This window comes from Proluteimonas luteida (genome assembly GCF_021191695.1).
GTDB classification, from domain to species: domain Bacteria; phylum Pseudomonadota; class Gammaproteobacteria; order Xanthomonadales; family Xanthomonadaceae; genus Luteimonas; species Luteimonas luteida.
Map to the genome: position 1 here is coordinate 60262 of NZ_JAIWPT010000016.1, position 25780 is coordinate 86041.

Here is a 25780-nt window from a genome sequence, read left to right on the forward strand (position 1 = left end):
CGACACCGAGGGGTGCTGCCACCCGGCGACGCCCTGCCCGGCACGTCGCCGCCACCGGCCGCGGTCGGCCTGCCGGGCGGCGCGGTGCGCGAATTCCTGGTCGCGCACTACGGCGAGCTCGCCCAGCTGTCGGGCGACTGGCCGGGCACGCCTGTCGCTGGCAGCGGACTGGGCGATGCCGCCGCCTCGCGCGAGGTCTGCACGCGCGCGCCGGTCGGCAGCGAGGATGCACCGGCCGAACTGCTTGCGGTCTGCGGCGTTCCCGACGGCGCCGGCCATGCGACTGCCGCGATCACCGATTTCTTCCTGCTGCGCGCGGCCGGGGATGGCGCGGACGGCAACGGCGCGGCCGGTCGCGGCGTGATCGCCAAGGCGCGCGCGCACCAGCAGACCTTCGGCAGCCTCGGCGCCGTTTCCGGGATCGAGGTCCGCCGCCTCGGCGCACGGCGCCACGGCTTCCTCGTCGAGAGCGGTTTCACCGGCCAGGGCATCACCATCGGCACCTACAGCCTGGTGGTGCCGCGCGGCGACGGCTTCCACGAAGCCGCGTGGCTGCGCAGCAGCATCGACAACGCCGGGATGCTGGCCGACTGCCCCGGGGCGGACGACTGCGACGGCGATGCGACGTTCGACGTGGCCTACGATCTCGCCATCGACGACAGCCGGCCCGATGCCGATGCCTACGCCCTGCTGGTGCGCGAGCACGGCGATCTCTGCGGCCGGCGCGTCGACACCGTGCACCGTCTCGCGTTCGATGCCGCCACCGGGACCTGGGCGGTGCCGGCGGCGCTGCAGCGCGAGGGCTGCCCCTGAGCGCCCGTTCGCACCCGCGGCGCTGCGCCGCTCGTCCTGAACCGCAGGAGTGCCCCTGGGCGCGACCGGCAACCCATGTCGGCAATGCCGGTCGCGCCCAGGGGGCGCTCCTACGGCTTGCGGAGCGGATCGGCGGGCCCGCACGCTAGAATCCCGGCCTCCCCAGCTGTCTGGATGCACGAGATGTCGAAGGTCCTGGTCATCGGTTCCGGTGGTCGCGAACATGCCCTGGCGTGGAAGCTCGCGCAGTCGCCGCAGGTCGACGAGGTGCTGGTCGCGCCGGGCAACGCCGGGACCGCGACCGAGGCCAAATGCCGCAACGTCGAGATCGCCGCGACCGACCTCGACGCGCTGCGGACGCTGGCCCGCGACGAGGGCGTCGCGTTCACCGTGGTCGGTCCCGAGGCGCCGCTGGTGGCCGGCATCGTCGACCGTTTCCGCGACGCGGGCCTGCGCATCTTCGGGCCGACCGCCGCGGCCGCGCAGCTGGAAGGCAGCAAGGCCTTCGCCAAGGATTTCCTCGCCCGCCACGGCATCCCGACGGCCGGTTACGCGGTGTTCTCCGACCCCGACACCGCGATCGAGTACGTGCGCCAGCACGGCGCGCCGATCGTCATCAAGGCCGACGGCCTGGCCGCGGGCAAGGGCGTGATCGTCGCGACCACGCTGGCCGAGGCCGAGGCCGCGATCACCGACATGCTGTCGGGCAACGCCTTCGGCAGCGCCGGCGCGCGCGTGGTCGTCGAAGAGTTCCTGGAGGGCGAGGAAGCGAGCTTCATCGCGATGGTCGACGGCCGCACCGCACTGGCGATGGCCACCAGCCAGGACCACAAGCGCGTCGGCGACGGCGACACCGGTCCCAATACCGGCGGCATGGGCGCGTATTCGCCGGCGCCGGTGGTCACGCCCGGGGTGCATGCGCGGATCCTGCGCGAGGTCATCGAGCCGACCGTGCGCGGCATGGCCGACGACGGCATTCCCTTCAGCGGCTTCCTGTACGCGGGACTGATGATCGACCCGCAGGGCGAACCGCGGGTCATCGAATTCAACGTGCGCTTCGGCGACCCGGAGACCCAGCCGATCATGCTGCGCCTGCAGAGCGACCTCGCCGGGCTGGTCGAGGCCGCGATCGACGGCGCGCTGGAGGGGATCGAGGCGCAGTGGGATCCGCGTCCGGCGCTGGGGGTGGTGATGGCCGCCGAGCACTATCCCGGCACGCCGCGCACCGGCGACGCGATCAACACCTGGGACACGCCGCCGGTCGAGGACACCAAGGTGTTCCATGCCGGCACCCGCCTCGACGACGCCGGCAACGTGGTCACCGCCGGCGGCCGCGTGCTGTGCGTGGCCGCGCTCGGCGAATCGGTCGCCGATGCGCAGCAGCGTGCCTATGCGGAGATCGCCGGCATCTCGTGGCCCGGCGAGTTCCATCGCCACGACATCGGCTGGCGCGCGATCGCGCGCGAGCGCGAACGCGGCTGACCGGATCGCCGCGGCGCGGCGCGCGATGCGCGCGTCACGTCCGGCCGGCGCGGACCCGGCGATAATGCCGGCTCGCCCGTTGCCCGCGCGTGCATGTCCCGTCTCCAGGAACGCCTGACCCACCTGTGGGCCCACGAGAAGGCCAGCGCCGCGCTGCGCGTGTCGATCGCGTTCGGCGCGGCGATGGCGCTGTGCTGGCACCAGCAGCAGCTGGCCGCGGTGCCGGCGATCTTCCTCGGCATCATCGCCAGCGCGCTGGCCGAGACCGACGACAACTGGCTCGGCCGGACCAAGGCGGTGCTGCTGTCGCTGCTGTGCTTCGCCGCCGCCGCGGCCGCGGTGACGCTGCTGTTCCCGTATCCGCTGGCGTTCATCGCCTGCCTGGCCGTGGCGACGTTCGGCCTGACCCTGCTCGGTGCGCTCGGCGAGCGCTACGCCTCGATCGCCCAGGGCACGGTGGCGCTGGCGATCTACGCCGCGATCGGCGTCGACCAGGCCGGACCGGGCGACACCGTCGCCGCGTGGCGCGGCGCGCTGGAACTGCTGGCCGGCGCGGCGTGGTACGGGCTGCTGTCGATCGTGTGGACGGTCCTGTTCGCCAACCGGCCGGTGCGCGAGCGCATGGCCCGCCTGTTCGCCGAACTCGGGCGCTACCTGCAGATCAAGGCGGCGCTGTTCGAGCCGGTGCGCCACGGCGACCTGCACGCACGCAGGCTGGCGCTGTCGGAGCAGAACGCGAAGGTCGTGGCCGCACTGGAGGCGACCAAGAACGCGATCATCAGCCGTTTCGGCCGCTCCGGCCGCCCGGGCGTGCAGTCGGGCCTGTACTTCCGCCTGTACTACATGGCGCAGGAGTTCCACGAGCGCGCCAGTTCCTCGCACTACCCCTACGAGGCGCTGATCGAGGCGTTCTTCCACAGCGACGTGCTCTACCGCGGCCGGCGGCTGCTGGACCTGCAGGGCCGCGCCTGCCGCGCGCTGGGCGAGGCGATCCACCTGCGGCGCCCGTTCCGGTACGGCGAACGGACCCGCCAGGCGATGGTCGACCTGCGCGAGTCGCTGGACTACCTGCACGCGCATGGCGACGCGCACGACGCGGGTCGGCGCGCGCGGCTGCTGGGCTCGCTGGAATCGCTGGTCGGCAACCTGCAGGCGATCGACCGGCGGCTGTCCGAGGACACGCTGTCGGACGCGCCGCTGGACGGCATGGACCTGCGGCTGCGCGACTCCTCGCCGCACACCCTGCGCGAGATGGCCACGCGCATCGGCCAGCAGCTGAGCCCGACCTCGGTGCTGTTCCGCCATGGCCTGCGGATGGCGCTCGCGCTGACCGCCGGCTACGCGGTGATGCAGGCGACCGACGCCGAGAACGGTTTCTGGATCCTGCTGACCATAGCCTTCGTCTGCCGCCCCAGCTACGGCGCGACCCGCCTGCGGCTGGTGCAGCGCGTCGCCGGCACGCTGGTCGGCCTGCTGGCGACCTGGGCGCTGATGCAGCTGTTCACCGGCGTCGAGGTCCAGCTGCTGCTGGCGCTGCTGGCCGCGGTGGTGTTCTTCGTCAGCCGCACCGACCGCTACGTGCTGGCGACCGCGGCGATCACGCTGATGGCGCTGCTGTGCTTCAACCTGATCGGCGACGGCTTCGTGCTGATCTGGCCGCGCCTGCTCGACACCGTGATCGGCTGCGCGATCGCGGCGGCGGCCTCGTTCCTGGTGCTGCCCGACTGGCGCGGGCGGCAGCTGCACCTGGTGATGGCCCGGGTCCTCGATGCGTCCGCGCGCTATCTGGCCGAGGTGCTCGGGCAATACCGCAGCGGCATGCGCGACGACCTGCCCTACCGCGTCGCCCGCCGCGACATGTACAACGCCGATGCCGCGCTGTCGGTCGCGCTGTCGAACCGGCTGCGCGAACCGGGCCGCTACCGCGGCGACCTGGACGCGGCGTTCCGCTTCCTCGCGCTGTCCAACACGCTGCTCGGCTACCTGTCCGCGCTCGGCGCGCACCGCGGCGCGCTCGATCCCGACGCCAGCGCGCCGCTGCACGCCGCCGGCGAGACCCTGCAGCGGGCCCTCGCCGACATCGCCGGGGCGCTGTCGCGCCGGCAGCCGCTGCCGGCGGTCGACACCGATGCCGAGTCCGCGCTCGCCGGACAGCTGGAACAGGCCGACGACAGCGCGTCCGGCATCGATCCCCGGCAACGCCTGGTCGGCAACCAGCTGGCGCTGCTGCTGCGGCTGCTGCCCGAACTGCGCGCCGCCACGGATGCGCTGGCGGCGCCGGCCGGCATGGATGCCGCCGCTGCCGCCACCGGCTGACGCGGCGCGCACGGCCGCGGCGCCTGTGGGCCGCACGCCGGCATTTCCCCGTCCCCGCGCGCATGCCATGCTGCCCGCAGCCCGCGCGCAAGGACCGACACCGCATGATCCCAGGCAACGCCCAGCTCACCATGTCGCTGCTGATGACCCCGGACATGGCCAACTTCTCCGGCAACGTGCACGGCGGCACCCTGCTGAAGATCCTCGACGAGGTGGCCTACGCCTGCGCCAGCCGCTACGCCGGCCGCTACGTGGTCACGCTGTCGGTCGACCAGGTGACGTTCCGCGAGCCGGTACACGTCGGCGGGCTGGTGACCTTCCTGGCATCGGTCAACTACACCGGGCGCACGTCGATGGAAGTGGGCATCAAGGTCATCACCGAGGACATCCACGCGCGCTCGGTGCGCCATACCAACAGCTGCTTCTTCACCATGGTCGCGGTCGACGACGACGGCCGCCCGGCGCCGGTGCCGCCACGCGATCCGCAGACCGCCGAGGAACGCCGCCGCTTCGAACAGGGGCGGCAGCGCCGCGAGATCCGCGCGGAACTGGAACGCCGCTACCAGGCAATGCGCGACGAGGCCGCCCGCACCGACGATGCCGACGACTGACCCGGCACGCGCCCGTCGCGCGCTCGGAACCTGTTCACGATCTCCAACGGATCGCGGGCCGTTTCGGGGATCGTGGACAGGTCTCAGAAGGCGTAGGCGACGCGGACGCCGTACAGGCGCGGCGAACCGGGCACGTAGGTCGGGATGCCGAACAGCGCGCCGGTGTTGCCGGCGTCGATCAGGTATTCCTCGTCGGCGAGGTTCTGCACGTAGCCCTGCAGGTCCCAGCCGCCGGCCAGGCGCACGCCGAGGTTGAGGTTCAGCAGGCCGTAGGCGTCCTGCTCGATGCCCGGCTTGTTGTCGTCCTCGAAGTACACCTGCGAGCGCCAGCTGTAGTTCGGGCGCAGGTAGAACTGGTGGCCGTTGCCGAACGGGACGCGCCAGTCCAGGCCCAGCGCGACGGTGTGCTCGGGCGTGAGCCGGAAGCGGTTGCCGGCCAGCGCCTGCGGGTTGCCATGGTCGTCGACGCCGTTGAACTTCGCATCGATCCAGCCGTAGTTGAGGAAGCCGGTCAGGGTGTCGCTGAACCGGTTCATCAGCGACGCCTCGAAGCCGGCGGCGTGCGCATTGCCGCCGTTGGCGGTGACGTAGAACGGCGGCGCGTCCGGGTTCTCGATCTGCGCCTGGAAGTTGCTGTAGTCGTAATAGAACGCGGCCAGGTCGTACAGGAACCGGCCATCGTTGGCCGCGCCCTTCAGGCCCAGCTCGTAGCTCCAGACGATCTCGGCGTCGACTTCCTCGATCGCATCGGTGTTGAACTGCAGCAGGCTGGGGCGGCGGCCGCGCGCGACGCTGGCGTAGCCGTTGAGGTCGTCGGTGAAGCGGTAGCCGGCCACCGCGCGCCCGACCACGGACGAGAACGAATCCGATGCGGTCAGGCGGCCCGCGGTCGGCGCGAACAGCGCGTTCGGAAAGGCGACGCTGTCGGGAAACGACGGCAGGAACAGGCCCAGCACGCTGGGGACGCCGTGGAACAGCGACTCGTAGCCGGACTCGACGCTCTCGCGCGTGTAGCGCAGGCCCAGGGTGAGGTCGAAACGGTCGGTCAGCGACCAGGTGCCGTCGGCGAACGCCTCCAGCGCGCGGACGTCGCCATAGTTGGCGTATTCCTCGGTATGCAGCGGCTTGAGCGGCAACTGCGCCGGCAGGCCGAGCATCTGCTGCAGCACCGGGTGCACGTCGATCACCGACAGGCTGGTGTTCGGCGTGCCGTCGGGATTGAGCAGCGGCACCACCGGCAGCAGGCCGCCCGCCGCCGCCGTCAGCGTCGGCGACAGCAGCGCGTAGAGGCTGCGCTCGTCGGTGCTGAAGGGCACCCGCTGCGAGCCGGACTCGTCGAACCAGCTCGCACCGGCGAAGCCGCGGAAGCGGCCGCCGGCGTCGTAGTTGAAGCGGACTTCCTGGCTGAGCTGGCGGCCCTCAGCGATCTCGGCGAACTCCAGCAGGTAGGCCTGCGAACCGTCGCCGTCGAACTGCTCGGTCGAGTCGAAGCGGCGCCAGCCGGTGATCGTCGACAGCGTCCAGTCGTCGCCGAGCCGGAAATCGCCGAGCAGGGTCGCGCTGTCGACGGTCCGGTCCAGGCCGAGCTCGCGGCCGCGGTTGAGGTCGGCGGCGCTGCCCCAGAAGTCCGTGCTGCCTTCGCGGGTGGGGATGTTGCCGCTGCGGAACGCGGTGCCCGGCGGGGTGTCGCGCTGGTGGTTGAGGATCAGGTCCAGGGTGCCGGTGTCGCCCAGCTCCCAGCGCAGCGCGCCGCGGACCGCCTGGGTGTCGCGGCCGTTGAGCGTGCCGCCCGACAGGTTGTCGACGGTGCCGTCGCGCTGCTGGTGGAACACGGCGACGCGGCCGTACAGGGTGTCGTCGACCAGCGGCGTGTTGAGATGCCCGCTGAAGTAGGTCTCCCCGAAATTGCCGAAGCCGGCACGGAACCCGCCCTCGAACGCGTTGCGGGCCTTGTTCTGGATCAGGTGCACCGCGCCGATCTGGGCGCCGCGTCCGAACAGCGTGCCCTGCGGGCCGCGCAGCACCTCGACCCGCTCCATGTCGAACAGCTCGACCACCGAGCCGCGCGAGCGGCTGATCGACACGCCGTCCTGGAACACCGACACGCGCGGCTCGCTGGTCGCGTCGCCGCTGTCGGAGGTGATGCCGCGGATCACGAAACCGGGATTGTTCGGGCTCTGCACCTGGGTCTGCAGGCCCGGCACGTAGTGGCCGAGCTGCTCGAAGCCGTCGACGCCGAGGTCCTGCAGGAACTCGCCCGAGTAGGCGGTGATCGCGATCGGCACCTCCTGCACCTGCTGCTCGCGCTTCTGCGCGGTGACGATGATCATGTCCAGTTCCTGCGGTGCGGCGGCCGCCGACTGCGCGCGCGCCTGGACGGAAGTGAGGGCGGCGAGACCTGCCAGCAGCGCCGGCACGAGTGGATGGACACGAAGATGCATGGCGTCGGCTTCCCGGATGGACGTGGGTAAACCGCCAGCATCCGAGCACCGGATTGCCGTGTGGTGATGCGGCGATGACACCGCCGTGACGCGCGGCCGGCGTGCGCCGCGCAACCGCACCGTCATCCGCAGCGCCTACGGTGTCCGCTTCGCCCGCCGCCGCACGCCCGCATGCACTCGCCCGCCCGCCGCCGCTTCCTGTCCGCACTCGCCGTCACCGCGTCCGCGGTGGTCCTGCCGCCCGCGTTCGGTCGCCAGGCCACCGTCGCGCGGACCGCACCCGCACTGTTCCCGCAATCGGTCGCCTCCGGCGACCCGCGCCCCGACCGCGTACTGCTGTGGACGCGCTACACCGGGCCTGCATCCGGCCTGCGCCTGCAGGTCGCCGAGGACGAAGGGTTCTCGCGCCTGCGGGTGGACCGCACGCTGGCCGTGCCGCCGGACAGCGACGGTTGCGTCAAGGTCCGGGTGGACGGCCTGCAGCCGGCGACGACGTACCACTACCGTTTCCTCGACGAGGCCGGCGACGGCGCGCCGCACACCTCGCCGCACGGGCGCACGCGCACCGCGCCGGCGCCCGATGCCGACGTCCCGGTGCACTTCGCGTTCCTGAGCTGCCAGGACTACGGTGGCCGCTGGTACAACAGCCTGCTGCCGCTGCTGGGCCGCGAGCTGGACTTCGTCCTGCACCTGGGCGACTTCATCTACGAGACCGCCGGCGACCCGCAGTTCCAGGAACAGGGCGGGACGCGCACGATCGCCTTCGACGACCTCGACGGCGCGATCCGGCTCGAGCGTGGCGGGCGCCCCTACTACGCCGCGCGCAGCCTCGACAACTACCGCCAGCTGCACCGCACCTTCCGCACCGACCCGGTGCTGCAGGCGCTGCTGGCGCGCGCGCCGCTGGTCGCGCTGTGGGACGACCACGAGTTCTCCGACGACTGCTGGCAGGACGTGGCCACCTATCACGACGGCGCCCGCGACGAGCGCGACCGCGAGCGCCGGCGCAACGCCGAGCAGGCCTACTTCGAATACCTGCCGGTCGACCTCGAGCTGGCGGATGCGGTCACCGCCCCGGACGGCGACCGGCAGCTTCCGGTCGCGCGCGACCGCCTGTTCCCGAACCTGCAGCTCTGGCGCGGGCTGCGCTTCGGCCGGGCGCTGGAGCTGCTGGTCACCGACTACCGCAGCGCGCGGCCGGACCATCCGGTGCCCGAGGACGCGTTCCCCGGCGCGCTCGCATTCGACGAACCGCAGCTGCGTGCGCGCCTGCCGCAACTCGGGCTGGATCCCGACCAGGTCCTGCCGACGCTGATCCCCTACGTCGACCTGTCCGCGCAGGCGCATGCACCGCTGCGCGCCGCCGCGCGCGCCGGCGTGCTGCAGGCTGCGACCGCCGCCGGCCTGCCGCCCGGGCCCGCCGAGGCCTATGCCGACGCTGCGCTCGCCGGCGGCATCGCGCTGCCCGTCCTCGCCCGCCTGGCGGCAGGCTGGAACGCCGCGGTGCCGGCGGACGCGCAGGTCGCGCTGCCCGATCCGGCGACCCTGCCGCGCGGCCTGCCCTGGCTCGCGCTGGGCAAGACCGAGGCCTTCGGCGATCTCGGCTCGCGCTACATCGTGGTCCAGGACAGCTTCGACCTGTTCGCCGCGCTGCGCGCGCTCGACGGGCCCGAGTCTCCGTTCGGTCCTGCGCAGCGCGACTGGCTCCGGCAACGGATGCAGGGCAGCGATGCGCGCTTCAAGGTGGTGGCCAGCTCGGTGTCGTTCACCTCGCTGGTGCTCGATCTCGCCCAGCCCGGGCTCGATGCACCGGCGCCCATGCGCCGGCGCTTCTACCTCAATCTCGACCACTGGGACGGGTTCCCGGCCGAGCGCCGCCGGCTGCTGGACGAGGTCTTCGACCCGGCCGGCGGCACGATCCTGCTGTCGGGCGACATCCACGCCAGCTTCGCGACCCAGCACAGCGACGCGACGGTGGAGTTCACGACCACCGCGGTGTCATCGGAAACGCTCGGCAGCATCATCGAGCGCAGTGCCCGTGGCGACGACGCGCAGGCCGCGGCCACCCGCCGTCTGGCAGCCGCGCTGGACGCGGTGATCGCGCACGGCAATCCGGCGATCCGCCACGCGCACACCCGGCACCACGGCGTCGGCCTGGTCCGCATCGATGGCGACAACGCCGAGGCCGAGTTCCTGGAACTGCCGGAACACCTCTGCCGCGAGCGCCACTACGACGATCCGGCCGCGATCGACGCGCAGCTCGAACGCCACCGCTTCGCGTTCTCGCGCCAGGACATGCGCCTGCGACGGTAGACGACGCGAGGGCCCGTCAGCCGTTGCGGATCAGTGCCAGCAGCGCATCGGCGTCGAGCTTGCCGCTGACGTCGCCGCCTTCGAGCAGGCTGTCGGCCAGGTCGCGCTTGTGCGCGTGCAGCTCGACGATCCGTTCCTCGATGGTGTGCTCGGCCACCAGCCGGTAGACGGTCACCGGGCGCTGCTGGCCGATCCGGTGGGCGCGGTCGCTGGCCTGGTCCTCGACCGCCGGGTTCCACCACGGGTCGAGGTGGATCACGTAGTCGGCGGCGGTCAGGTTCAGGCCGCTGCCGCCGGCCTTGAGGCTGATCAGGAAGACGTCGCCCGCGCCGGCCTGGAAGGCATCCACGGCCGCGGTGCGCTGGCGCGCCGGGGTCGCGCCATCCAGGTACTGGTAGGCGATGCCCTCGCGGTCGAGCCAGTCGCGGACGATCCGCAGGTGATCGACGAACTGGCTGAACACCAGCGCGCGATGGCCGTTGTCGCGCAGCTCGCCGACGATCCGCGCCAGCGCCTGCAGCTTGCTCGAGGCCAGGGTGCTGCCGGGCAGCACCAGCGCGGGATGGCAGCAGAACCGGCGCAGCCGGGTGATCTGCGCCAGCACCTGCAGCGACTGCGCGCCGTCGTCGCCATCGCCCTGCGCCAGCTCGGCCACCGCCTGCTGGCGCAGCGCCTCGTACTGGTGCCGTTCGGCGTCCGACAGCACCACCTTCTGGGTGATGTCGGTGCGCTCGGGCAGCTCGTCGAGCACCTGGCTCTTGAGCCGGCGCAGCATGAACGGCTGGACCAGCTGCCTGAGCGCGCGCCGCGCGCCCTTGTCGCCGCCTTCGATCGGATGCGCGAAGCGGCTGGCGAACCGCTCCTGGCTGCCCAGCAACCCGGGATTGATGAAGCGGAACAGGTTCCACAGCTCGCCCAGGTGGTTCTCCAGCGGGGTGCCGCTGGCGACCACGCGAAAGCCGGCCTGCAGCGCCATCACCGCCTGCGAGCGCTTGGTCTGCGCGTTCTTGATCGCCTGCGCCTCGTCCAGCACCACGCTGGTCCAGGCCTGTGCGGCGAATGCCTCGCGGTCCTGCTGCAGCAGGCTGTAGCTGACCAGCACCAGGTGGCCGGGGCCGAGATCGTCGAGGCTGCGCAGGCTGCGGTAGTCGTGCAGGCGCAGCGACGGCGCGAAGCGCTGCGCCTCGGCCTGCCAGTTGGGCACCACCGACGTCGGCGCGACCACCAGCTGCGGGCCGAGCGCGGCGCGGTGCAGCAGCAGCGCCAGCAACTGCACGGTCTTGCCCAGGCCCATGTCGTCGGCCAGGCACGCGCCCACGCCCCATTCGGCCAGGCGCGCCAGCCAGTCGAACCCTTCGCGCTGGTAGTCGCGCAGCTGCGCCTGCAGCGCGCGCGGCAGGGTCGGCTGGAACCTGCGCAGCGATTCGAGCCGCTGCAACTGCTCCTGCCACGCGGCGTCGGCGTCGAACGCACCGGCTTCCTCGGCCAGCGCCGCCAGCAGCGGCGCGGTCAACGCGCTCAGCTGGACGCCGCGCCCATCGACCTTGTCGGCCAGGTGCGACAGGTCCTCGATCCGGCGCCGCAGGTCGTCGCCGAGTGCGAGCCAGTCGCCGTCGCCCAGGCGTACGAAACGGCCGTTGCCGGCGCGGGTGAGTTCGAGCAGTTGCCGCAGCTGCAGCACGCGGCCGTCGTCGAGCGCGACTTCGCCCTGCAGCGCGAACCAGTCGCCCTGCTGGCGCATCGACAGGCGCAGCTGGCCCATGCCGGGGCGGCCGCGGATGCGCATGCGCTCGCCCTCGGGCCAGACGCATTGCACGCGCGCGGGATCGAGCGCCTGCAGCTCGCTCAACAGCTGCAGCGCGTCCTGCACGCGTTCGAGCTGCCATTCCTGCCCGTCGCTGTCGGCCTCGGCCAGCGCCGGGCAGTGCGCGAGCACGTATTGCAGCGTGGCGCGCTCGCCGTCGAGATCGCGGCGCACCTGCACCGGCGCGCCATCGCGTTCGCCGACCAGATGCGCGGCGCCATGGCCGGGTCGGAACCAGCCGCCGTCGGCCTGCGGGCGCACCAGCAGCTGCATGCGCAGGCCCTCCGACAGCGGCAGCAGATGCGCGTAGAGCGTGGCATCGCCATCGACCGTGTCCAGGTCGCCGGCCAGCTCCGGCAGGTCGGAGTGGATCGGCAGCAGCGGCGCGATACCGGCGATCGCCTGCACAAGCTGTCCACGCGCCTCGGCCGGCACCGCCAGCCCACCGCCGACGATGCCGGCGATCTGCCTGAGCTCGCGGCCGACCTGGTAGACCCGCAGCCGGGTCGGGGTTTCCTTGTACAGCAGGATGTCCTCGGCCTCGCCGATGCCTTCGGGCTCCAGGCGCAGGTGGATCCGGCCCGCTTCCTCGTGCAGGTGCAGGCTGGGCTCGCCGGCCTGCAGGTCGATGCGCACGTCCGGCGCATCGGCCCGGTACAGCGCCGGGTGCCCGACCAGCTGCGGCAGCGCCTGCTCGAACGGCAGCTCGTACTGGGTGCCGTAGTAGCTGCTGCGATCGACCCGGATCGCGGCGATCGCCCTGCGGTCCTGCTCGACCAGGTAGTCGAAACTGTCGGTCTCCTCGACCAGCCGCCGGAGCGCCACCGCCCGGCCCCGGCTCCATTTGCCCTTGGGCCCGCGTTTCTGTTCGCGCGGCTCGACCTCGCCGCCGTACGGGTGCTGCGCCAGGAACCAGGCCAGGCGCCGCCCGCTGCCCGCGGCCGGCGCCGTGCCCGCCGGACCGCCCACCTGCGCCAGCGCCTGCAGCGCGTACTCCCAGGCCTCCTGCCTGCGGTAGAGCGCAAGCAGCGGCGCCAGCCCGTGTTCCCGGTGCCAATCCGCGCCGCCTGCCGCAACGCCGGGCCGCGCCGCGAGCAGGGCGTCGAACTCCGCCGCCAGCCAGTGGTAGCCGCCGTCGTCGAACCGGCGCCGCCAGTCCTGCAGCCACTGCGGCCATTCCGGCGGCGCGGCGTCCAGCCAGTGGATGGCGAGCGCGGCGACCAGGCAGTCCAGCCCGTGCACGCCCGCGCGCGACAGCATCCGCGGCCACGCCTCCGGCGCCAGGCTGGGTGCTTCGCCCATCAGCCGCTCGAGCAGTTGCAGCATCAGCACATGGCTGGCCCCGTGAAGCTGGCGCATCGACTGCGCCAGTTCCCGTCTCAACACCGGGTAGCGCGCCGGATCGCCGCTGACCAGCACCACCAGCATGCGCAGCGTGTCGAGCGCGCGCGACAGTTCGAGCCTGCGCTTGCCGGTCCGCCGGCGCTCGGCCTTGAGCCAGTCTTCCAGCGCGTCCAGCGCGGGAACCGGCTGCCCGCGTGCCAGCAGGGACAGGAACGCGGCCAGCCCGTCGAGGCCGGGCGCCGTGCCCAGCTGCGCCAGCGCCGCCATGTCGCCGCGCCAGAACGCCTGCAGCAGCAGTTGTTCGGAGAACCCGCGGTCGGCCGCGGCATCGAGCACCAGCGCACGCCGGTAGGCCCCGGCCGCAGGCCAGAAGAAATGGTTGGACAGCATCAGGTAGTCGGCCAGCAGCCGGCGCTGCAGCGCCGGCGCGAGCGCGTCGAACAGCGCGCGCCCCTCGGCATCGGCGAGCAGCAACGCGGCCGGATGCAGCGTGGCCAGTTCCTCGACCGGCACGACGTGCAGCAGCCGCCGCATTTCCAGCGTCGCCCCGTCGCCGTCGCCGTCCAGCAGGTGCAGCCACAGGGCCTGTTCCACCCGCGCGCGGTCCGGCGTCATCCATTCGGCCCGCGGCGGCAGCGCCGCCCGCATCGTCTGCGTCCATGCAGCCAGGTCCGGCATCGTGGACAGATGCCGCAGCCATGCATTGCGACGCGCGGCCGCCAGCCGGATCGGCTGGCCTTGCCCGGACCCGCCGCTGCCGACCCACCCCGCGCGGCGCAGCGATGCGACCATCGCCGCCAGCCGTTCCGCATCGATGCGCTTGCCGTCGACGCGGACCGACTGCGCCAGCAGCAGCTTCAGCACTCCGCTGCGGGTCAGGCCGCCGGGTGCGATCGCCAGCGCCGACAGCAGTGCCCGCTCGGGCCCCGGCAACGAGGCGGGCGACGGCACATCGTCAGGCGCTGGCCTGGAAGCCTTGGGCATGGGTCCCGGTATCCGTGCATCAGACCGTCCATTCTCCCATCCGATCCGGTCCGGCGACCATGCCGTCGCGCGACTGCAGCGCAATGGTCCCGGTACGCAGCGGGCGAACGGCCACCGGCGGTCCGCTCCGATGCCGCCCACGCGCCCAGGGTACGGCCCGATACACTGCCCGCCGGCACGGAACGCGCAACGGCGCATCCGCGCCGCCAGACCCCCACCCGCTCCGGAGCCAGCATGGCAGGCCACAACCAGTTCGAGCTGCTGCGACAGCGCCGCTTCCTGCCCTATTTCACCGTGCAGGCGCTGGGCGCGTTCAACGACAACGTCTACCGGCAGGCGATCATCGGCCTGCTGTTCTTCCTCGGCATCAGCAGCGAGGAGCGCACGCTCTACACCAATCTCGCGCCGGCACTGTTCATCCTGCCCTACTTCCTGTTCTCGGGACTGGCGGGACAGGTCGCCGAGAAGCTGGAGAAACAGAAGCTGATCGTCATCACCACGCTGATGGAGATCGCGATCATGTCGGTGGCCGCGATCGGCTTCCTGCTCGGCAACATGAGCGTGCTGCTGGTCGCGCTGTTCTGTACCGGCCTGCAGTCGACGCTGTTCGGGCCGGTGAAGTACTCGATCCTGCCGTCGGTGCTCAAACCCGAGGAACTGACCGGCGGCAACGGCCTGGTCGAGATGGGCACGTCGATCTCGATCCTTGCCGGCATGATCTACGGCGGACTGGTGTTCCAGCTGGCCGGCAGTTACGGGCCCGAGGCGGCGGCGCTGTCGGTCGTGGTGCTGGCGGTCGCCGGCAACCTGGTCGCGCGCAGGATCCCGCGGGTCGATGCCGGCGCGCCGGGGCTGAAGATCAACTGGAACCCGGTACCGGAATCGATCGCGGTGTTCCGGCTGGCGCGGCGCCAGCTCGCGGTGCGCAACGCGGTGCTCGGCGTGTCGTGGTTCTGGTTCATCGGCACCATCCTCACCGCGCAGCTGCCGACCTATGCGGAGGTGCACCTGGGCGGCGCGCAGGCGCTGTACATCTTCGCGCTGGCGCTGTTCTCGGTCGGCGTGGGCATCGGCTCGCTGCTGTGCGAGAAGCTGTCCGGGCGCACGGTGGAGATCGGACTGGTGCCGTTCGGCGCATTCGGCGTCAGCGCATTCCTGCTGGACCTGTACTTCGCCCGGCCCGGCGACGCCATGCTGGCCGGCCTCGGCGTCATGGACTTCGTGCGCCAGGCCGGCAGCGCGCGGATCATGTTCGACCTGACCGGCATCGGCCTGTTCACCGGCTTCTTCGTGGTGCCGCTGTTCGCGCTGATCCAGAGCCGCACGCCGAAGGACGAGCTGGCGCGGGTGATCGCCGGCATGAACATCCAGAACTCGCTGTTCATCGTCACCGCGGCGATGCTCGGCATCGCCACCCAGCGCCTGCTCGGCTGGAGCATCCCGCAGCTGTTCCTGGCGCTGGCGATCGCCAACACGCTGGTGGCGATCTGGATCTTCACCGTGGTGCCCGAGTTCCTGATGCGCTTCCTGAGCTGGCTGCTGGTGCGCGCGCTGTACCGGCTGCGGGTGCACGGGGTCGAGGACCGCGTGCCCGACGAGGGCCCGGCGCTGCTGGTGTGCAACCATGTCAGCTACATGGACGCGCTGATCCTGGCGGCCAGCATCCCGCGGCCGGTGCGCTTCGTCATGTACCACCGGATCTTCGACATCCCGGTGCTGCGCTGGATCTTCCGTACCGCCAAGGCGATCCCGATCGCGCCGGAAAAGGAAGACCCGGCGCTGATGCAGCGCGCGTTCGACGCCATCGACGCGGCGCTGGCCGACGGCGAGCTGGTGTGCATCTTCCCCGAGGGGCGGCTGACCGCGGACGGCGACATCGCCCCGTTCCGCAGCGGCGTCGAGCGCATCCTCGCGCGGCGCCCGGTGCCGGTGGTGCCGATGGCGCTGCGCAACATGTGGACCAGCATGTGGAGCCGGCACGACTCGCGGCTGCGGCGCATGCGCATGCCGCGGCGGTTCCGCGCGCCGGTCGAGGTGATCGCCGGCCACCCGATCGCCGATGGCGGCACGACGAGCGCCGCGCAGCTCGAGGCGCAGGTCCGCGAGTTGCGCGGGCCGGACGCGTGAGGCCCTGGCGGCGGTTCCGGCGCATGGCGCCCCGGGATGCGCGAGCGTGCGGGACGGGAACCGATGCGAACAGGTGTCTGTGATGGAGTGCTCGGTTACCCTATCCACTTCGGCCATGGCGATGCCGGCGGGGAGCCGCATCGCCGACAGCGCACCGGGGAATCGCATGTCCGCCCAGCCTCACCTGCCACCACCGCCACCGCCGCCCGCGGCGCAGCACGTCCACCACCACTACCACCCGCAGAAATCCAGCGGCATCGCGGTGCTGCTGGAGCTGCTGCCCGGCGCGCTGATCCAGACCTTCGGCATCGGCCACATCTACGCCGGCAACGTCGGCACCGGCCTGCTCTTCATGTTCGGCTACTGGGCGGTGGCGTTCGTGAACCTGCTGCTGTGCTTCGTGGTGATCGGGTTCTTCACCTGGCCGCTGTGCTGGATCGGCACGGCCATCGTCTCGTCGGTCATCGCCAGCAATTCGGTGCAGTCCACGCCCGCGCAGTACCGCGGCGCGTAGAGTGCCCGTCCAGCGTCACCGCTCCATCCAACCGTTGTTCCCGTCCCGTCCAGGAGATCCACAATGAGTGCAATCCCGCCGTCACCGCCCCCGCCGCCTTCGGATCCGTATGCCGCATCGGGCCCGCTGCCCGGTGCGCCGATCGCCCCGGGCACGGTGCCCAACTACCTGGCCTGGGCGATCATCGTCACGGTGCTGTCGATCTGCCTGTGCTGCATCGTCGGCACCATTCCCGGCATCGTCGCCATCGTGTTCTCGGCCAAGGTCAACACGCTGCTCGGCCAGGGCGACCTCGCCGGTGCGCAGCGCGCGTCCAACACCGCCAAGACCTGGTGCTGGGTCACCACCGCGCTGTGCATCATCGGCCTGCTGTGGACCGTCTACTCGCTGATGTGGGGCGGCGGCATGGAGCAGTACCAGATGATGATCGAGCAGATCCAGAACGCGGGCTGATGGCGACGGTGCACCGCCATCCGGCGCCGCCGCGCCGCCGCGCCAAGACCGCCGCCCTGCTGGGCGGCGGTCTGGCCGCCGGTGCGGCCGGCGTCTGGCTGCTGCGCACCTTCGACCCCACGGCGCCGGGCAGCCCGTTCCCGCCGTGCCTGTTCCAGAGCGTGACCGGCTGGTACTGCCCGGGCTGCGGCCTCACCCGCTGCCTGCACGCCCTGGTCCACGGCGACCTGGCGCAGGCGCTGGCGATGAACCCGCTGGCACTGGTGCTGCTGGCGCTCGTGCCGGCCTTCGTGGCCTGGCGGGCCGGCTGGCAGCCGCGCTGGCTGCGGCCGGTCGCGGCGGTGCTGTCGACCGCGACGTTCTGGGTGTCGCTGCTGGCGGTCTACTGGGTCGCCCGCAACCTGCCCTGGGCCCCGTTCGCCTGGCTGGCGCCGGGCTGACGTCGGACACGAGGGTCCACGCCCTGCGGCTGCCGCCCCCAACGCTGCGGGGAGAACCTGCCGCTGCGCGTCGGCATGCCGGCGAAAAGCGGGCGCCTTCGCTTCGATCGGGATGACAGTGCTCAGGCGCTGGCGTGCAGCGCATGCCACTGTTCGATCAGCCAGCGCGAGATCGACAGCTTCGGCGACAGCAGCAGGCCGTCGTCCGGTCGCGCCCCGCGCAACGCCGCGCCGATCTCGTCGGCGTCGAACCAGCGCGCGTCCTCCAGTTCGTCGTTGACCTTCGGCGTATCGGGTTCCGCGTCGGCGATGAAGCCGAGCATCAGCGACGAGGGGAACGGCCACGGCTGCGAGGCCAGGTACCGGCAGCTGCGGATGCGCACCGCGCTTTCCTCGTACACCTCGCGGACCACGGTCTGCTCCAGGGTCTCGCCCGGCTCGACGAAGCCGGCCAGCGTGGAATAGCGCCGCGCCGGCCATGCGGCCTGGCGGCCGAGCAGCAGGCGCGTACCGTCGGTCACGGCGACGATGACCGCCGGGTCGGTACGCGGATAGTGTTCGAGCCCGCATTGCGGGCAGCGCCCGAGCCAGCCGGCACGCGCCCACGCCAGGGTGCCGCCGCAGGCACCGCAGAAGCGGTGGCGCATGCGCCAGTAGAGCACCGCGCGGGCCTGCGCGAAGGCCGTCGATTCGCGCGCCGGCCAGGTCGCGGCCGCGGTGCGCAGATCGACGACGCCGCCAACGGCGAGCGCTGCCGGGGCGTCGGCGGCCGGCAGCGCGAACCAGGCCTGGGCCGCATGCAACCCGAGGAACACCGCGGTGTCCGGGCGCGCGCCCACCGCGGTGCCGGTCAGCCGCGGCGGCAGGCCCTCGGCATCCACCCAGGCGTTGCCGGCACCGTCGAGCACCAGCACTCGCGCCTCGGGCCACAGCCGTGCCAGCGCGGCGGAATCGGTACGCAGGTGTTCGGCGCGGTCGAGCGGATCGTCGAGGAAACTGAAGGCCATGCCGCGATTATCGCCGGCCACCGGACTGCCGGGGGCGATTGCCGTCAGACGGTGAAGCTGCTGCCGCAGCCGCAGGTCGACTTCGCGTTCGGGTTGCGGATGGTGAACTGCGCGCCGTGCAGGCTCTCGACGTAGTCGACCGACGCGCCCATCAGGTACTGCAGGCTCAGCGGGTCGACCACCAGGGTGACGTCGTCGGTGACCACCGCCAGATCCTCGTCGCTGCGCGCCTCGTCGAACTCGAAACCGTACTGGAAGCCCGAGCAGCCGCCGCCCTGGATGTAGACGCGCAGGTGCAGGTCGGGGTTGCCCTCGCCGGCGATCAGCTCGCGGACCTTGGCGGCCGCGGCCGGGGTGAACTCCAGCGGCCGGTCGAGCGACTGGTAGTCGGTGGGGCTTTCGATGGACAGGACGTCGCTCATGGCATGCAGGATGGGGGGCGCCGCCCCGCGATTCAAGCGCCGGGCTCGGAACGCGGTGTCACGTCGGCCCAGCTGAACCCGCGCTCGACCGCCGCGCCGCCGGCCGGCGCCAGCCGCACGATCACCCGCAGCGGCTGGAACCCCGCCGGCAGCACGATGTCGCCCTCGACCTGCTGGAAGTACTTGAACGAATACTCGATCGGCGTGGCGTCCGGCTGCTGGCGCAGGGCGCTCCAGTCCAGCGTCTCCAGCCTGCCGCCGCGGGTGCCCTCGACGGCGAGGCTGACCTGGCCCTGGCTGACGGCGTCGCGGTTCAGGCTCTGGGTCAGCGTGGCGGTGTAGTGCCAGCCGGCATCGGTGCGCGGCTGCAGCCGCAGCTCGTGCACGGTCAGGCCGCGGCGCTGCGCGGTGGCGCCGACGAAGCGCTCGTAGAAGGCCACGTCGGCGCGCAGCGCGGCGATCTCCTCGTCGCGCTCGGCCAGCGTGCCCTGCAGGTCGCGGTTGGCATCGCGGCTGATCTGGTCGGAGCGGGTCAGCGTGGCGACCTGCTGTTCCAGCTGTTCGATGGTCCCGGCCTGCAGCGCCAGCCGGTGCTGCGGGTCGTCGGCCGCCGGGAAGAACAGCCGCCAGGCGCCCCAGATGCCGAACGCCAGCGAGACGAGGACCACGGCCAGCCCCGCGACCAGCCAGCGCGTGCCCGTGTCCGGTACGGCCTCGGCGCCATGCGGCTCGGGCGCAGGCACGGCCGCGGGCGTCTCCGGCGCGTCCGGCCCGGGTTGGGAAGCTTCGGTCATCGCCACGGTATAGCGAGCCGGCCGAACGCCCGTCAACCCGGGCGCGCTTCTATACTCGGCGGCGTTGTGCGGACGTTCGGTTCCGCGCGGGGGAGTTGGCGATGTCCGAAGCCCATCTGTTCGCGATCGGCATCCTGCTGGCGTGGCTGGCCGGCATCCGGGTCTACCTGACCGTGTTCGGCATCGGCCTGGCGGGCGCGCTGGGCTGGCTCGACCTGCCGCCGGCACTGGCCGCGACCGAGTCGCCTTGGGTGCTGGGGGTATCCGGCGCACTGGCGCTGGTCGAGTTCTTCGCCGACAAGATCCCGGGCGTCGATTCGGGCTGGGACCTGCTGCAGACCCTGGCGCGGGTCCCCGCCGGCGCTTTCCTCGCCGCGGCCACGCTGTCGCCCGACGGCGATCTCGGCGCCGGCATGCTGGCGGCCGGCGCCGGCGTCGCCCTGACCAGCCACGTGCTCAAGGCCGGCTCGCGCCTGCTGCTCAACGCGTCGCCAGAACCTGTCAGCAATCTCGCGGCGTCGTCGACGGAAGACGTGGTGACGCTCTCGGCACTGGCGCTGGCATTCGCCTATCCATGGCTGGCGCTGGCGCTGGTGGTCGGCATCGGCCTGCTGTGCGCGCTGCTGCTGTGGTGGGTGCTGCGCCGCGTGTTCCGGCGCACGCCGGCGGTGGCCCGCTGATGGCCGCTCCCGCCGCCTGCCACGGCCCACCCGCACCCCGCGCACGCCATCCGGGCCAGCCCGAGTTGCCTGTTGTCCCGCATCCCGTCACAGTCACCCCTTATGTCCGAAGCCGACGCCCGCGACCGCGCTGACCGCGCCGAATTCCCGCCTGCCGGCTACTGGCGCCGCTGGGCCGCCGACGCCGCGCCCGCCGTGGCGCCGGTCGCCGATGCCGAGATCGAAACCGTGGCCGTGGCGAAGGCCGCGCCGGCGCCGGATGCCGGCGGCAGCGCCGAGGCGCCGGCGCGCGTGCTGATCGTCGAGGACGATCCGAGCCAGGCACTGTTCGCCGAGAGCGTGCTCAGCGGCGCGGGCATGCGCACGCACGTGGTGCAGGTCGCGGGCGAGTTCATGGCCGCGGTCGAGCGCGTGCAGCCCGACCTGGTACTGATGGATCTGCACATGCCGGGCATGGACGGCGCCGAGCTGACGGCGCAGCTGCGCGCGCTGCCCGCGTACTCGCACATCCCGGTGGTGTTCCTGACCGGCGACATCGACCCGGACCGGCATTTCGAGGTGCTGGAGGCCGGCGCCGACGATTTCCTGACCAAGCCGGTGCGTCCGCGGCACCTGATCTCCGCGGTGCAGAACCGGCTGCAGCGCGCACGCACGTTGCGCGAAGCGGCCGAGGCCGGCCGGCATCCCCTCACCGGCCTCAACAGCCGCCTGCAGCTGCTGCAGCGGTTGACCGCGGCGATTCCCGCCCACCCGCAGGGCGTGGTGGCGTTCATCGAGATCGAAGGTATCGGCGCACTGCGCGACCGCTACGGCTATGCCGGCCTGGAATCGCTGCTGACAGACGCCAGCCGGCACATCCGCAAGCTGGTCGGCGACGCCACCGCGACCCGGCTCAACGACACCACATTCCTGGTGTTCGCCCCGGATGTCGCGCGCGCCGGGCTGGACGACTGGGCGCGCGGCCTGCGCGACGCCATCGGCGGGCATGCCTTCCCGCTGGACGACCAGCGGATCCGGCTGCGCGCGCTGGTCGGCTACGCCGATCTCGCGCACGGCTACGGCGAACCCGGCGCGGCCCTCGCGGCGGCGGAGCAGGCGCTGCGCGAGGCGCGCGGCACGCCCGCGGGCATCGCCGCGCACGCGCCATCCGACACCCACGGCAACGACGCCCGGACCGCCTTCAGCCAGGACCTGCACGGCGCACTGGCCGAGAACCGGATCGAACTGGCGTTCCAGCCGATCGTGGCGGTGGCCGGCGGCGACGAGGCCCAGTACCAGACCCTGATGCGGCTGCGCGGACGCGACGGCGAACTGCACCCGGCGGCGCGCGTCCTGCCGGCGGCCGAGACGGCCGGCCTGCTCGACGCGATCGACCGCCGCGTGCTGGAACTGGCGCTGGACACGCTGCAGGCGCGCCGGCAGGGCGGCCACGGCATGCGCCTGTTCGTGTCGCAGTCCTCGCGCAGCCTGATCGAACCCGGCCATGCGCAGTGGCTGCTCGCATCGCTGGCCGAGCGCGGGCTCGAGGGATCGTCGCTGGTCATCGACGTCCGCCAGGACGATGCGCTGATCCATGCGCTGGCGCTGCAGGAGTTCTGCGCGCAGATGGTGCCGGCCGGCGTGCAGCTGTGCCTGGGCCAGTACACCGCCGGCGACGAGGCCAACGCCCTGCTGGCGCAGCTGCCGCTGGGCTTCGTGCGGCTGTCGTCGCGCTACTCGCAGCATCTCGACGAGCCGAAGGTGCGCGACGAGATGCGCCTGTCGGTGGAGCGTGCGCATCGCCTCGGCCTGCAGGTGATCGGCCAGCACGTCGAGGATGCGCAGGCCGCCGCGACGCTGTGGATGAGCGGCATCGACTTCATCCAGGGCAACCTGGTGCAGCGCGTCGATGGCGGGCTGGACTTCGACTTCCACCATTCGGTGCTCTGACCCGTGATCACACGCCGCCGTCCGTCCGCCCTGATGCTGCGCTGGCTCGCGCTCGGCGCGGCGGCCGGCGCCGCCGTCACGATGCTGCTCGAGGCGATCGGCCTGGCCGGTCCATGGCAGAGCATGGCGCTGGTGCTGGCGCTGCTGGCGGTGTTCGCCTCGATCGGCGTCAGCGTGCGCATGCACCAGAGCGTGCGCGAGCTGGAGGCCGCCGACGAGCGCCTGCGCGAGGACGAGCGCGCGCTCGGCGAGCTGCAGCGCGAACTCGACCAGCGCACCCAGCTGGAACTGGAGCTGCGCCAGGCCAAGCAGGCGGCCGACTCCGCGGTCATGGCCAAGGGCGAGTTCCTGGCGACGATGAGCCACGAGATCCGCACGCCGCTCAACGGCATCACGCCGATGCTGGACCTGCTGATGCATGCGCGGCTCGCGCCGGAACACGCCGAGCTCGTGCGTACCGCCTACCTGTCCTCGCAGCAGATGCAGCGCATCGTCGACGACATCCTCGACTACTCCAAGCTCGAGTCCGACAAGCTCGACCTCGAGGTCACCGGCTTCAACCTGCGCGAACTGCTCGAAGGCGTGATCCAGCTGATCGAACGGCCCGCCCAGACCAAGGGGCTGCGCATCGGCCTGCAGATCGATCCGGGCGTGCGGCTGGCGGTGCGCGGCGATCCGGTGCGGCTGCGCCAGGTGCTGAGCAACCTGCTGGGCAACGCGGTGAAGTTCACCGAGCGCGGCAACATCGGCGTCAGCCTGCGGCGCATCGGCGAGACCGCGGCGCAGCACCAGCTGCGCTTCGAGGTGCGCGACACCGGCATCGGCATCGCGCCCGAATCGCAGCCGCGGCTGTTCCAGGCCTTCAACCAGGCCGATGCGTCGACCACCCGCCTGTACGGCGGCACCGGGCTCGGGCTGGCGATCTCGCGCCGCATCGTGGAACTGATGGGCGGCCGCATCGGTGTCGAGTCCGAACCCGGCGTCGGCTCCACGTTCTGGTTCGAACTGCCGCTGCTCAAGGCCCAGGGCGACATGCCGGCCGCCGACCGGCAGCACCACGAAGGCCGGGTGCTGCTGCTCAGCGCCGACCCGCGGCTGCGCCTGCGCCTGAGCATGCTGCTGCCGAACTGGGGCCTGCGGGTGACCGCGGTGGAAACCACCCAGGAAGCCCTCGACCGGCTGCGCACCGCCGCCAGCCAGGGCCCGGCATGGGCCTATACCGGCGTGGTCTGCGACCTTGCCGGCATGCGCAACACCGCGGTCGCGCTGTACCGCAACGTCACCCGCCAGGTCGCCTACGGCCAGTTGCAACTGATCTGCCTGTACGGCGACGAGCCGGTCGCCGACGAGCTGCGCCAGGGCAGCGCCACCCTGCTCAGCCGCCAGGCACCGGATGCCGACCTGCGCGTGGCGATCCTCGGCGAGGACGCCGTGACCCCTCCGATGCCGCCACAGGCCGACCTCATGCCATCCGATCCTCCGGGCGCGTCGCCGAGCACGGGCGCCGCGGACCTGTCGCCCCGTGCCGTGGCCGCCACTGTCCCGGCCGCGTCCACGGCCGATGTCCCGCGCAGCGCCAGCGCCCGCAAGCCGCGCGTGCTGCTGGTCGAGGACAACCCGGTCAACCTGATGGTCGGCCAGCGCCTGCTCGGCGTGCTCGGCATCACCTGCGACACCGCCAGCAACGGCGAGGCGGCGCTGCTGCGGATCAGTGCCTCGCGCTACGACATCGTGCTGATGGACTGCCAGATGCCGGTCATGGACGGCTACACCGCGACCCGCCGCTGGCGCGAGCACGAAGCCGAGGAGAACGCCGGCCGCCGCCTGCCGATCATCGCGATGACCGCGAACGCGATGGCCGGCGACCGTCAGAAATGCCTCGATGCCGGCATGGACGACTACCTCGCCAAGCCGGTCACCCGCAGCGAGCTGGAGCGCTGCATCGACCGCTGGTACACGCCCGAGCTGCGTGCCCAGGAGTTCAGCGCCGTCATCGCCGGCGACGAGGCCAGCGCGGACGACGGGGACGTGCAGGCGGCAGCGTTGCCGCCAGCGACGACCCCGGCATCCGCGTCCGGGTTTGAACCGGAACCCGTGCCTGTGCCCGCATCCGTGCCTGCTCCCGTCCCGACACCCGCACCCGCCACGTCGACAGAGACCGCTGCGGCTGCGGCGCCGGCAGCCGCAACGCCCACGCGATCACCGCCGGTGCCGGCCGCTGCCGTCGCCGGCACCGGCGTTGCCGCGACAACGCCGGCCACGCCCGCCGCAACGATATCCGCCGCGCCACGGCCGGCTGCCCCGCTGCCGCCGGTCATCGACCAGGAAGTCCTCGAAGACCTGCGCGTGATGCTCGGCACCGAGCTCGACCGCCTGATCGACGTGTTCCTTGACGACACCCCGCGCCTGCTGGCGGCGATGGAGAATGCGGTCGACGGGCCCGACTACGACGCGCTGCGCGATGCCGCGCATTCGCTGAAATCCTCGAGCGCCAACCTCGGCGCGATGTCGCTGTCGGCCGCCGCCAAGCGCATCGAACTGGGGGCCCGCGAACGCCGGATCGAGCGTCCGGCGGTCGCGGTCGCGCTGGCCTCCAACGAATTCGCCCGCGTCAGGCGCCTGCTGCGCGAGACGCAACCGGCCAGCGCGGGCTGAGACGCGCCCGCGCAACGGCCGCCTGGGCCGACCTGCACAAGGCCGGCGGTGAAGACCCGGACGGCGCTCAGTCGTCGTCGCTTTCCATCTGGCTCTGCAGGTAGTTCTCCACGCCGACGCGTTCGACCAGATCGAGCTGCGTTTCCAGCCAGTCGACGTGCTCTTCCTCGTTCTCGAGGATGTCGGCCAGCAGCTTGCGGCTGACGAAATCGCCGACCTGCTCGCAATGCTCGATCGCCTCGCGCAGCACCGGCAGGCCCTCCATCTCCAGGGCGAGGTCGCACTCCAGCAGTTCGACCGGCTGCTCGCCGATGCGCAGCTTGCCCAGCGCCTGGAAGTTGGGCAGGCCTTCGAGGAACAGGATGCGCTCCGACAGGCTGTCGGCATGCTTCATCTCGTCGATCGATTCCTTGTACTCATGCCGCGCCAGCGCGTTGAGTCCCCAGTTCTTCAGCATCTTGGCGTGCAGGAAGTACTGGTTGATGGCGGTCAGCTCGTTGTACAGCACCTGGTTGAGGTAGCGGATGACCTGCGCGTCGCCCTTCATGGGAATGCTCCGTATGTCGCGAATGCGGCCACTCTAGCGGCATGCGCGCGGGCATGACGGAACGCGAATCGTGCGCATTTTTCCCGCCGGCAGCGACCGGCACA

General features: G+C 71.9%; 18 protein-coding genes. 12 read left to right on the top strand and 6 right to left on the bottom strand.

What is annotated here, in order from left to right; genetic code table 11:
* Positions 1 to 12 precede the first annotated feature (12 nt).
* The 4 genes from LDO26_RS14155 (at position 13) to LDO26_RS14170 (ending at position 5222) form a co-directional block, all read left to right on the top strand.
* Complete coding sequence (locus LDO26_RS14155; protein WP_232131745.1) at positions 13 to 813, top strand: hypothetical protein; 801 nt, start codon at positions 13 to 15, stop codon at positions 811 to 813.
* A 183-nt stretch (positions 814 to 996) separates the two neighbouring features.
* Complete coding sequence (gene purD / locus LDO26_RS14160; RefSeq protein WP_232131746.1) at positions 997 to 2295, top strand: phosphoribosylamine--glycine ligase; 1299 nt, start codon at positions 997 to 999, stop codon at positions 2293 to 2295.
* Positions 2296 to 2388: 93 nt separating this feature from the next.
* Entirely contained in the window at positions 2389 to 4611 is a 2223-nt protein-coding gene (gene yccS / locus LDO26_RS14165; protein WP_232131747.1) for a YccS family putative transporter, read from the top strand.
* Between the two features lie 104 nt (positions 4612 to 4715).
* A complete protein-coding gene (locus LDO26_RS14170; RefSeq protein ID WP_232131748.1) occupies positions 4716 to 5222 on the top strand; it encodes an acyl-CoA thioesterase in 507 nt (168 codons plus the stop codon).
* A gap of 83 nt (positions 5223 to 5305) precedes the next feature.
* Here LDO26_RS14170 and LDO26_RS14175 read toward each other — a convergent pair whose 3' ends face one another.
* The gene (locus tag LDO26_RS14175; protein ID WP_232131749.1) at positions 5306 to 7663 is read right to left on the bottom strand and encodes a TonB-dependent receptor; all 2358 of its coding nucleotides are present in this window, start codon (positions 7661 to 7663) and stop codon (positions 5306 to 5308) included.
* 171 nt (positions 7664 to 7834) lie between these two features.
* Between LDO26_RS14175 and LDO26_RS14180 the strand changes: the two genes are divergently transcribed.
* On the top strand, positions 7835 to 9976 hold the full coding sequence (locus LDO26_RS14180) for an alkaline phosphatase D family protein (protein ID WP_232131750.1): 2142 nt from the start codon (positions 7835 to 7837) through the stop codon (positions 9974 to 9976).
* A 16-nt stretch (positions 9977 to 9992) separates the two neighbouring features.
* Here the strand turns inward: LDO26_RS14180 and LDO26_RS14185 are convergent, their stop codons facing one another.
* A complete protein-coding gene (locus tag LDO26_RS14185; protein WP_232131751.1) occupies positions 9993 to 14108 on the bottom strand; it encodes a DEAD/DEAH box helicase in 4116 nt (1371 codons plus the stop codon).
* Between the two features lie 234 nt (positions 14109 to 14342).
* Between LDO26_RS14185 and LDO26_RS14190 the strand changes: the two genes are divergently transcribed.
* From LDO26_RS14190 to LDO26_RS14205, 4 genes are all read left to right on the top strand, one after another.
* Positions 14343 to 16235: an MFS transporter gene (locus tag LDO26_RS14190; protein WP_232131752.1), complete on the top strand. Its 1893-nt coding sequence runs from the start codon at positions 14343 to 14345 to the stop codon at positions 16233 to 16235.
* Positions 16236 to 16401: 166 nt separating this feature from the next.
* Entirely contained in the window at positions 16402 to 16749 is a 348-nt protein-coding gene (locus LDO26_RS14195; protein WP_232131753.1) for a hypothetical protein, read from the top strand.
* 63 nt (positions 16750 to 16812) lie between these two features.
* Entirely contained in the window at positions 16813 to 17202 is a 390-nt protein-coding gene (locus LDO26_RS14200; RefSeq protein WP_232131754.1) for a CD225/dispanin family protein, read from the top strand.
* Positions 17202 to 17642, top strand: coding sequence for a DUF2752 domain-containing protein (locus LDO26_RS14205; protein ID WP_232131755.1), 441 nt, complete (start codon positions 17202 to 17204; stop codon positions 17640 to 17642). The genes LDO26_RS14200 and LDO26_RS14205 overlap by 1 nt, the downstream gene beginning before the upstream one ends.
* 122 nt (positions 17643 to 17764) lie before the next feature.
* On the opposite strand, the gene nudC is transcribed toward LDO26_RS14205, so the two are convergent.
* Genes nudC through LDO26_RS14220 form a run of 3 tightly spaced genes read right to left on the bottom strand, consistent with a single transcriptional unit; the run spans position 17765 to position 19865 of the window.
* Positions 17765 to 18649, bottom strand: coding sequence for an NAD(+) diphosphatase (nudC, locus tag LDO26_RS14210; RefSeq protein ID WP_232131756.1), 885 nt, complete (start codon positions 18647 to 18649; stop codon positions 17765 to 17767).
* Positions 18650 to 18693: 44 nt separating this feature from the next.
* Positions 18694 to 19071 (bottom strand): iron-sulfur cluster insertion protein ErpA, encoded by a 378-nt coding sequence (gene erpA, locus LDO26_RS14215; RefSeq protein ID WP_232131757.1) that lies wholly within the window; start codon positions 19069 to 19071, stop codon positions 18694 to 18696.
* A gap of 32 nt (positions 19072 to 19103) precedes the next feature.
* Positions 19104 to 19865 (bottom strand): DUF6776 family protein, encoded by a 762-nt coding sequence (locus LDO26_RS14220; protein WP_232131758.1) that lies wholly within the window; start codon positions 19863 to 19865, stop codon positions 19104 to 19106.
* A gap of 101 nt (positions 19866 to 19966) precedes the next feature.
* On the opposite strand from LDO26_RS14220, the gene LDO26_RS14225 reads away from it, so the two are divergent.
* The 3 genes from LDO26_RS14225 (at position 19967) to LDO26_RS14235 (ending at position 25129) form a co-directional block, all read left to right on the top strand.
* Positions 19967 to 20545 (top strand): DUF4126 domain-containing protein, encoded by a 579-nt coding sequence (locus LDO26_RS14225; protein WP_435594095.1) that lies wholly within the window; start codon positions 19967 to 19969, stop codon positions 20543 to 20545.
* Between the two features lie 102 nt (positions 20546 to 20647).
* Positions 20648 to 22474: an EAL domain-containing protein gene (locus LDO26_RS14230; RefSeq protein ID WP_232131759.1), complete on the top strand. Its 1827-nt coding sequence runs from the start codon at positions 20648 to 20650 to the stop codon at positions 22472 to 22474.
* Positions 22475 to 22477: 3 nt separating this feature from the next.
* Positions 22478 to 25129 (top strand): hybrid sensor histidine kinase/response regulator, encoded by a 2652-nt coding sequence (locus LDO26_RS14235; RefSeq protein WP_232131760.1) that lies wholly within the window; start codon positions 22478 to 22480, stop codon positions 25127 to 25129.
* Between the two features lie 67 nt (positions 25130 to 25196).
* Here LDO26_RS14235 and bfr read toward each other — a convergent pair whose 3' ends face one another.
* Positions 25197 to 25676: a bacterioferritin gene (gene bfr / locus LDO26_RS14240; RefSeq protein ID WP_232131761.1), complete on the bottom strand. Its 480-nt coding sequence runs from the start codon at positions 25674 to 25676 to the stop codon at positions 25197 to 25199.
* Positions 25677 to 25780: the final 104 nt, after the last annotated feature.

Coding starts and splice junctions, on each gene's coding strand:
- erpA (WP_232131757.1), bottom strand. CDS start 19,071: ATGAGCGACGTCCTGTCCATCGAAAGCCCCACCGACTACCAGTCGCTC.
- LDO26_RS14225 (WP_435594095.1), top strand. CDS start 19,967: ATGTCCGAAGCCCATCTGTTCGCGATCGGCATCCTGCTGGCGTGGCTG.
- bfr (WP_232131761.1), bottom strand. CDS start 25,676: ATGAAGGGCGACGCGCAGGTCATCCGCTACCTCAACCAGGTGCTGTAC.
- LDO26_RS14195 (WP_232131753.1), top strand. CDS start 16,402: ATGTCCGCCCAGCCTCACCTGCCACCACCGCCACCGCCGCCCGCGGCG.
- nudC (WP_232131756.1), bottom strand. CDS start 18,649: ATGGCCTTCAGTTTCCTCGACGATCCGCTCGACCGCGCCGAACACCTG.
- LDO26_RS14170 (WP_232131748.1), top strand. CDS start 4,716: ATGATCCCAGGCAACGCCCAGCTCACCATGTCGCTGCTGATGACCCCG.
- LDO26_RS14205 (WP_232131755.1), top strand. CDS start 17,202: ATGGCGACGGTGCACCGCCATCCGGCGCCGCCGCGCCGCCGCGCCAAG.
- LDO26_RS14180 (WP_232131750.1), top strand. CDS start 7,835: ATGCACTCGCCCGCCCGCCGCCGCTTCCTGTCCGCACTCGCCGTCACC.
- LDO26_RS14185 (WP_232131751.1), bottom strand. CDS start 14,108: ATGCCCAAGGCTTCCAGGCCAGCGCCTGACGATGTGCCGTCGCCCGCC.
- purD (WP_232131746.1), top strand. CDS start 997: ATGTCGAAGGTCCTGGTCATCGGTTCCGGTGGTCGCGAACATGCCCTG.
- LDO26_RS14230 (WP_232131759.1), top strand. CDS start 20,648: ATGTCCGAAGCCGACGCCCGCGACCGCGCTGACCGCGCCGAATTCCCG.
- LDO26_RS14200 (WP_232131754.1), top strand. CDS start 16,813: ATGAGTGCAATCCCGCCGTCACCGCCCCCGCCGCCTTCGGATCCGTAT.
- LDO26_RS14175 (WP_232131749.1), bottom strand. CDS start 7,663: ATGCATCTTCGTGTCCATCCACTCGTGCCGGCGCTGCTGGCAGGTCTC.
- yccS (WP_232131747.1), top strand. CDS start 2,389: ATGTCCCGTCTCCAGGAACGCCTGACCCACCTGTGGGCCCACGAGAAG.
- LDO26_RS14220 (WP_232131758.1), bottom strand. CDS start 19,865: ATGACCGAAGCTTCCCAACCCGGGCCGGACGCGCCGGAGACGCCCGCG.
- LDO26_RS14190 (WP_232131752.1), top strand. CDS start 14,343: ATGGCAGGCCACAACCAGTTCGAGCTGCTGCGACAGCGCCGCTTCCTG.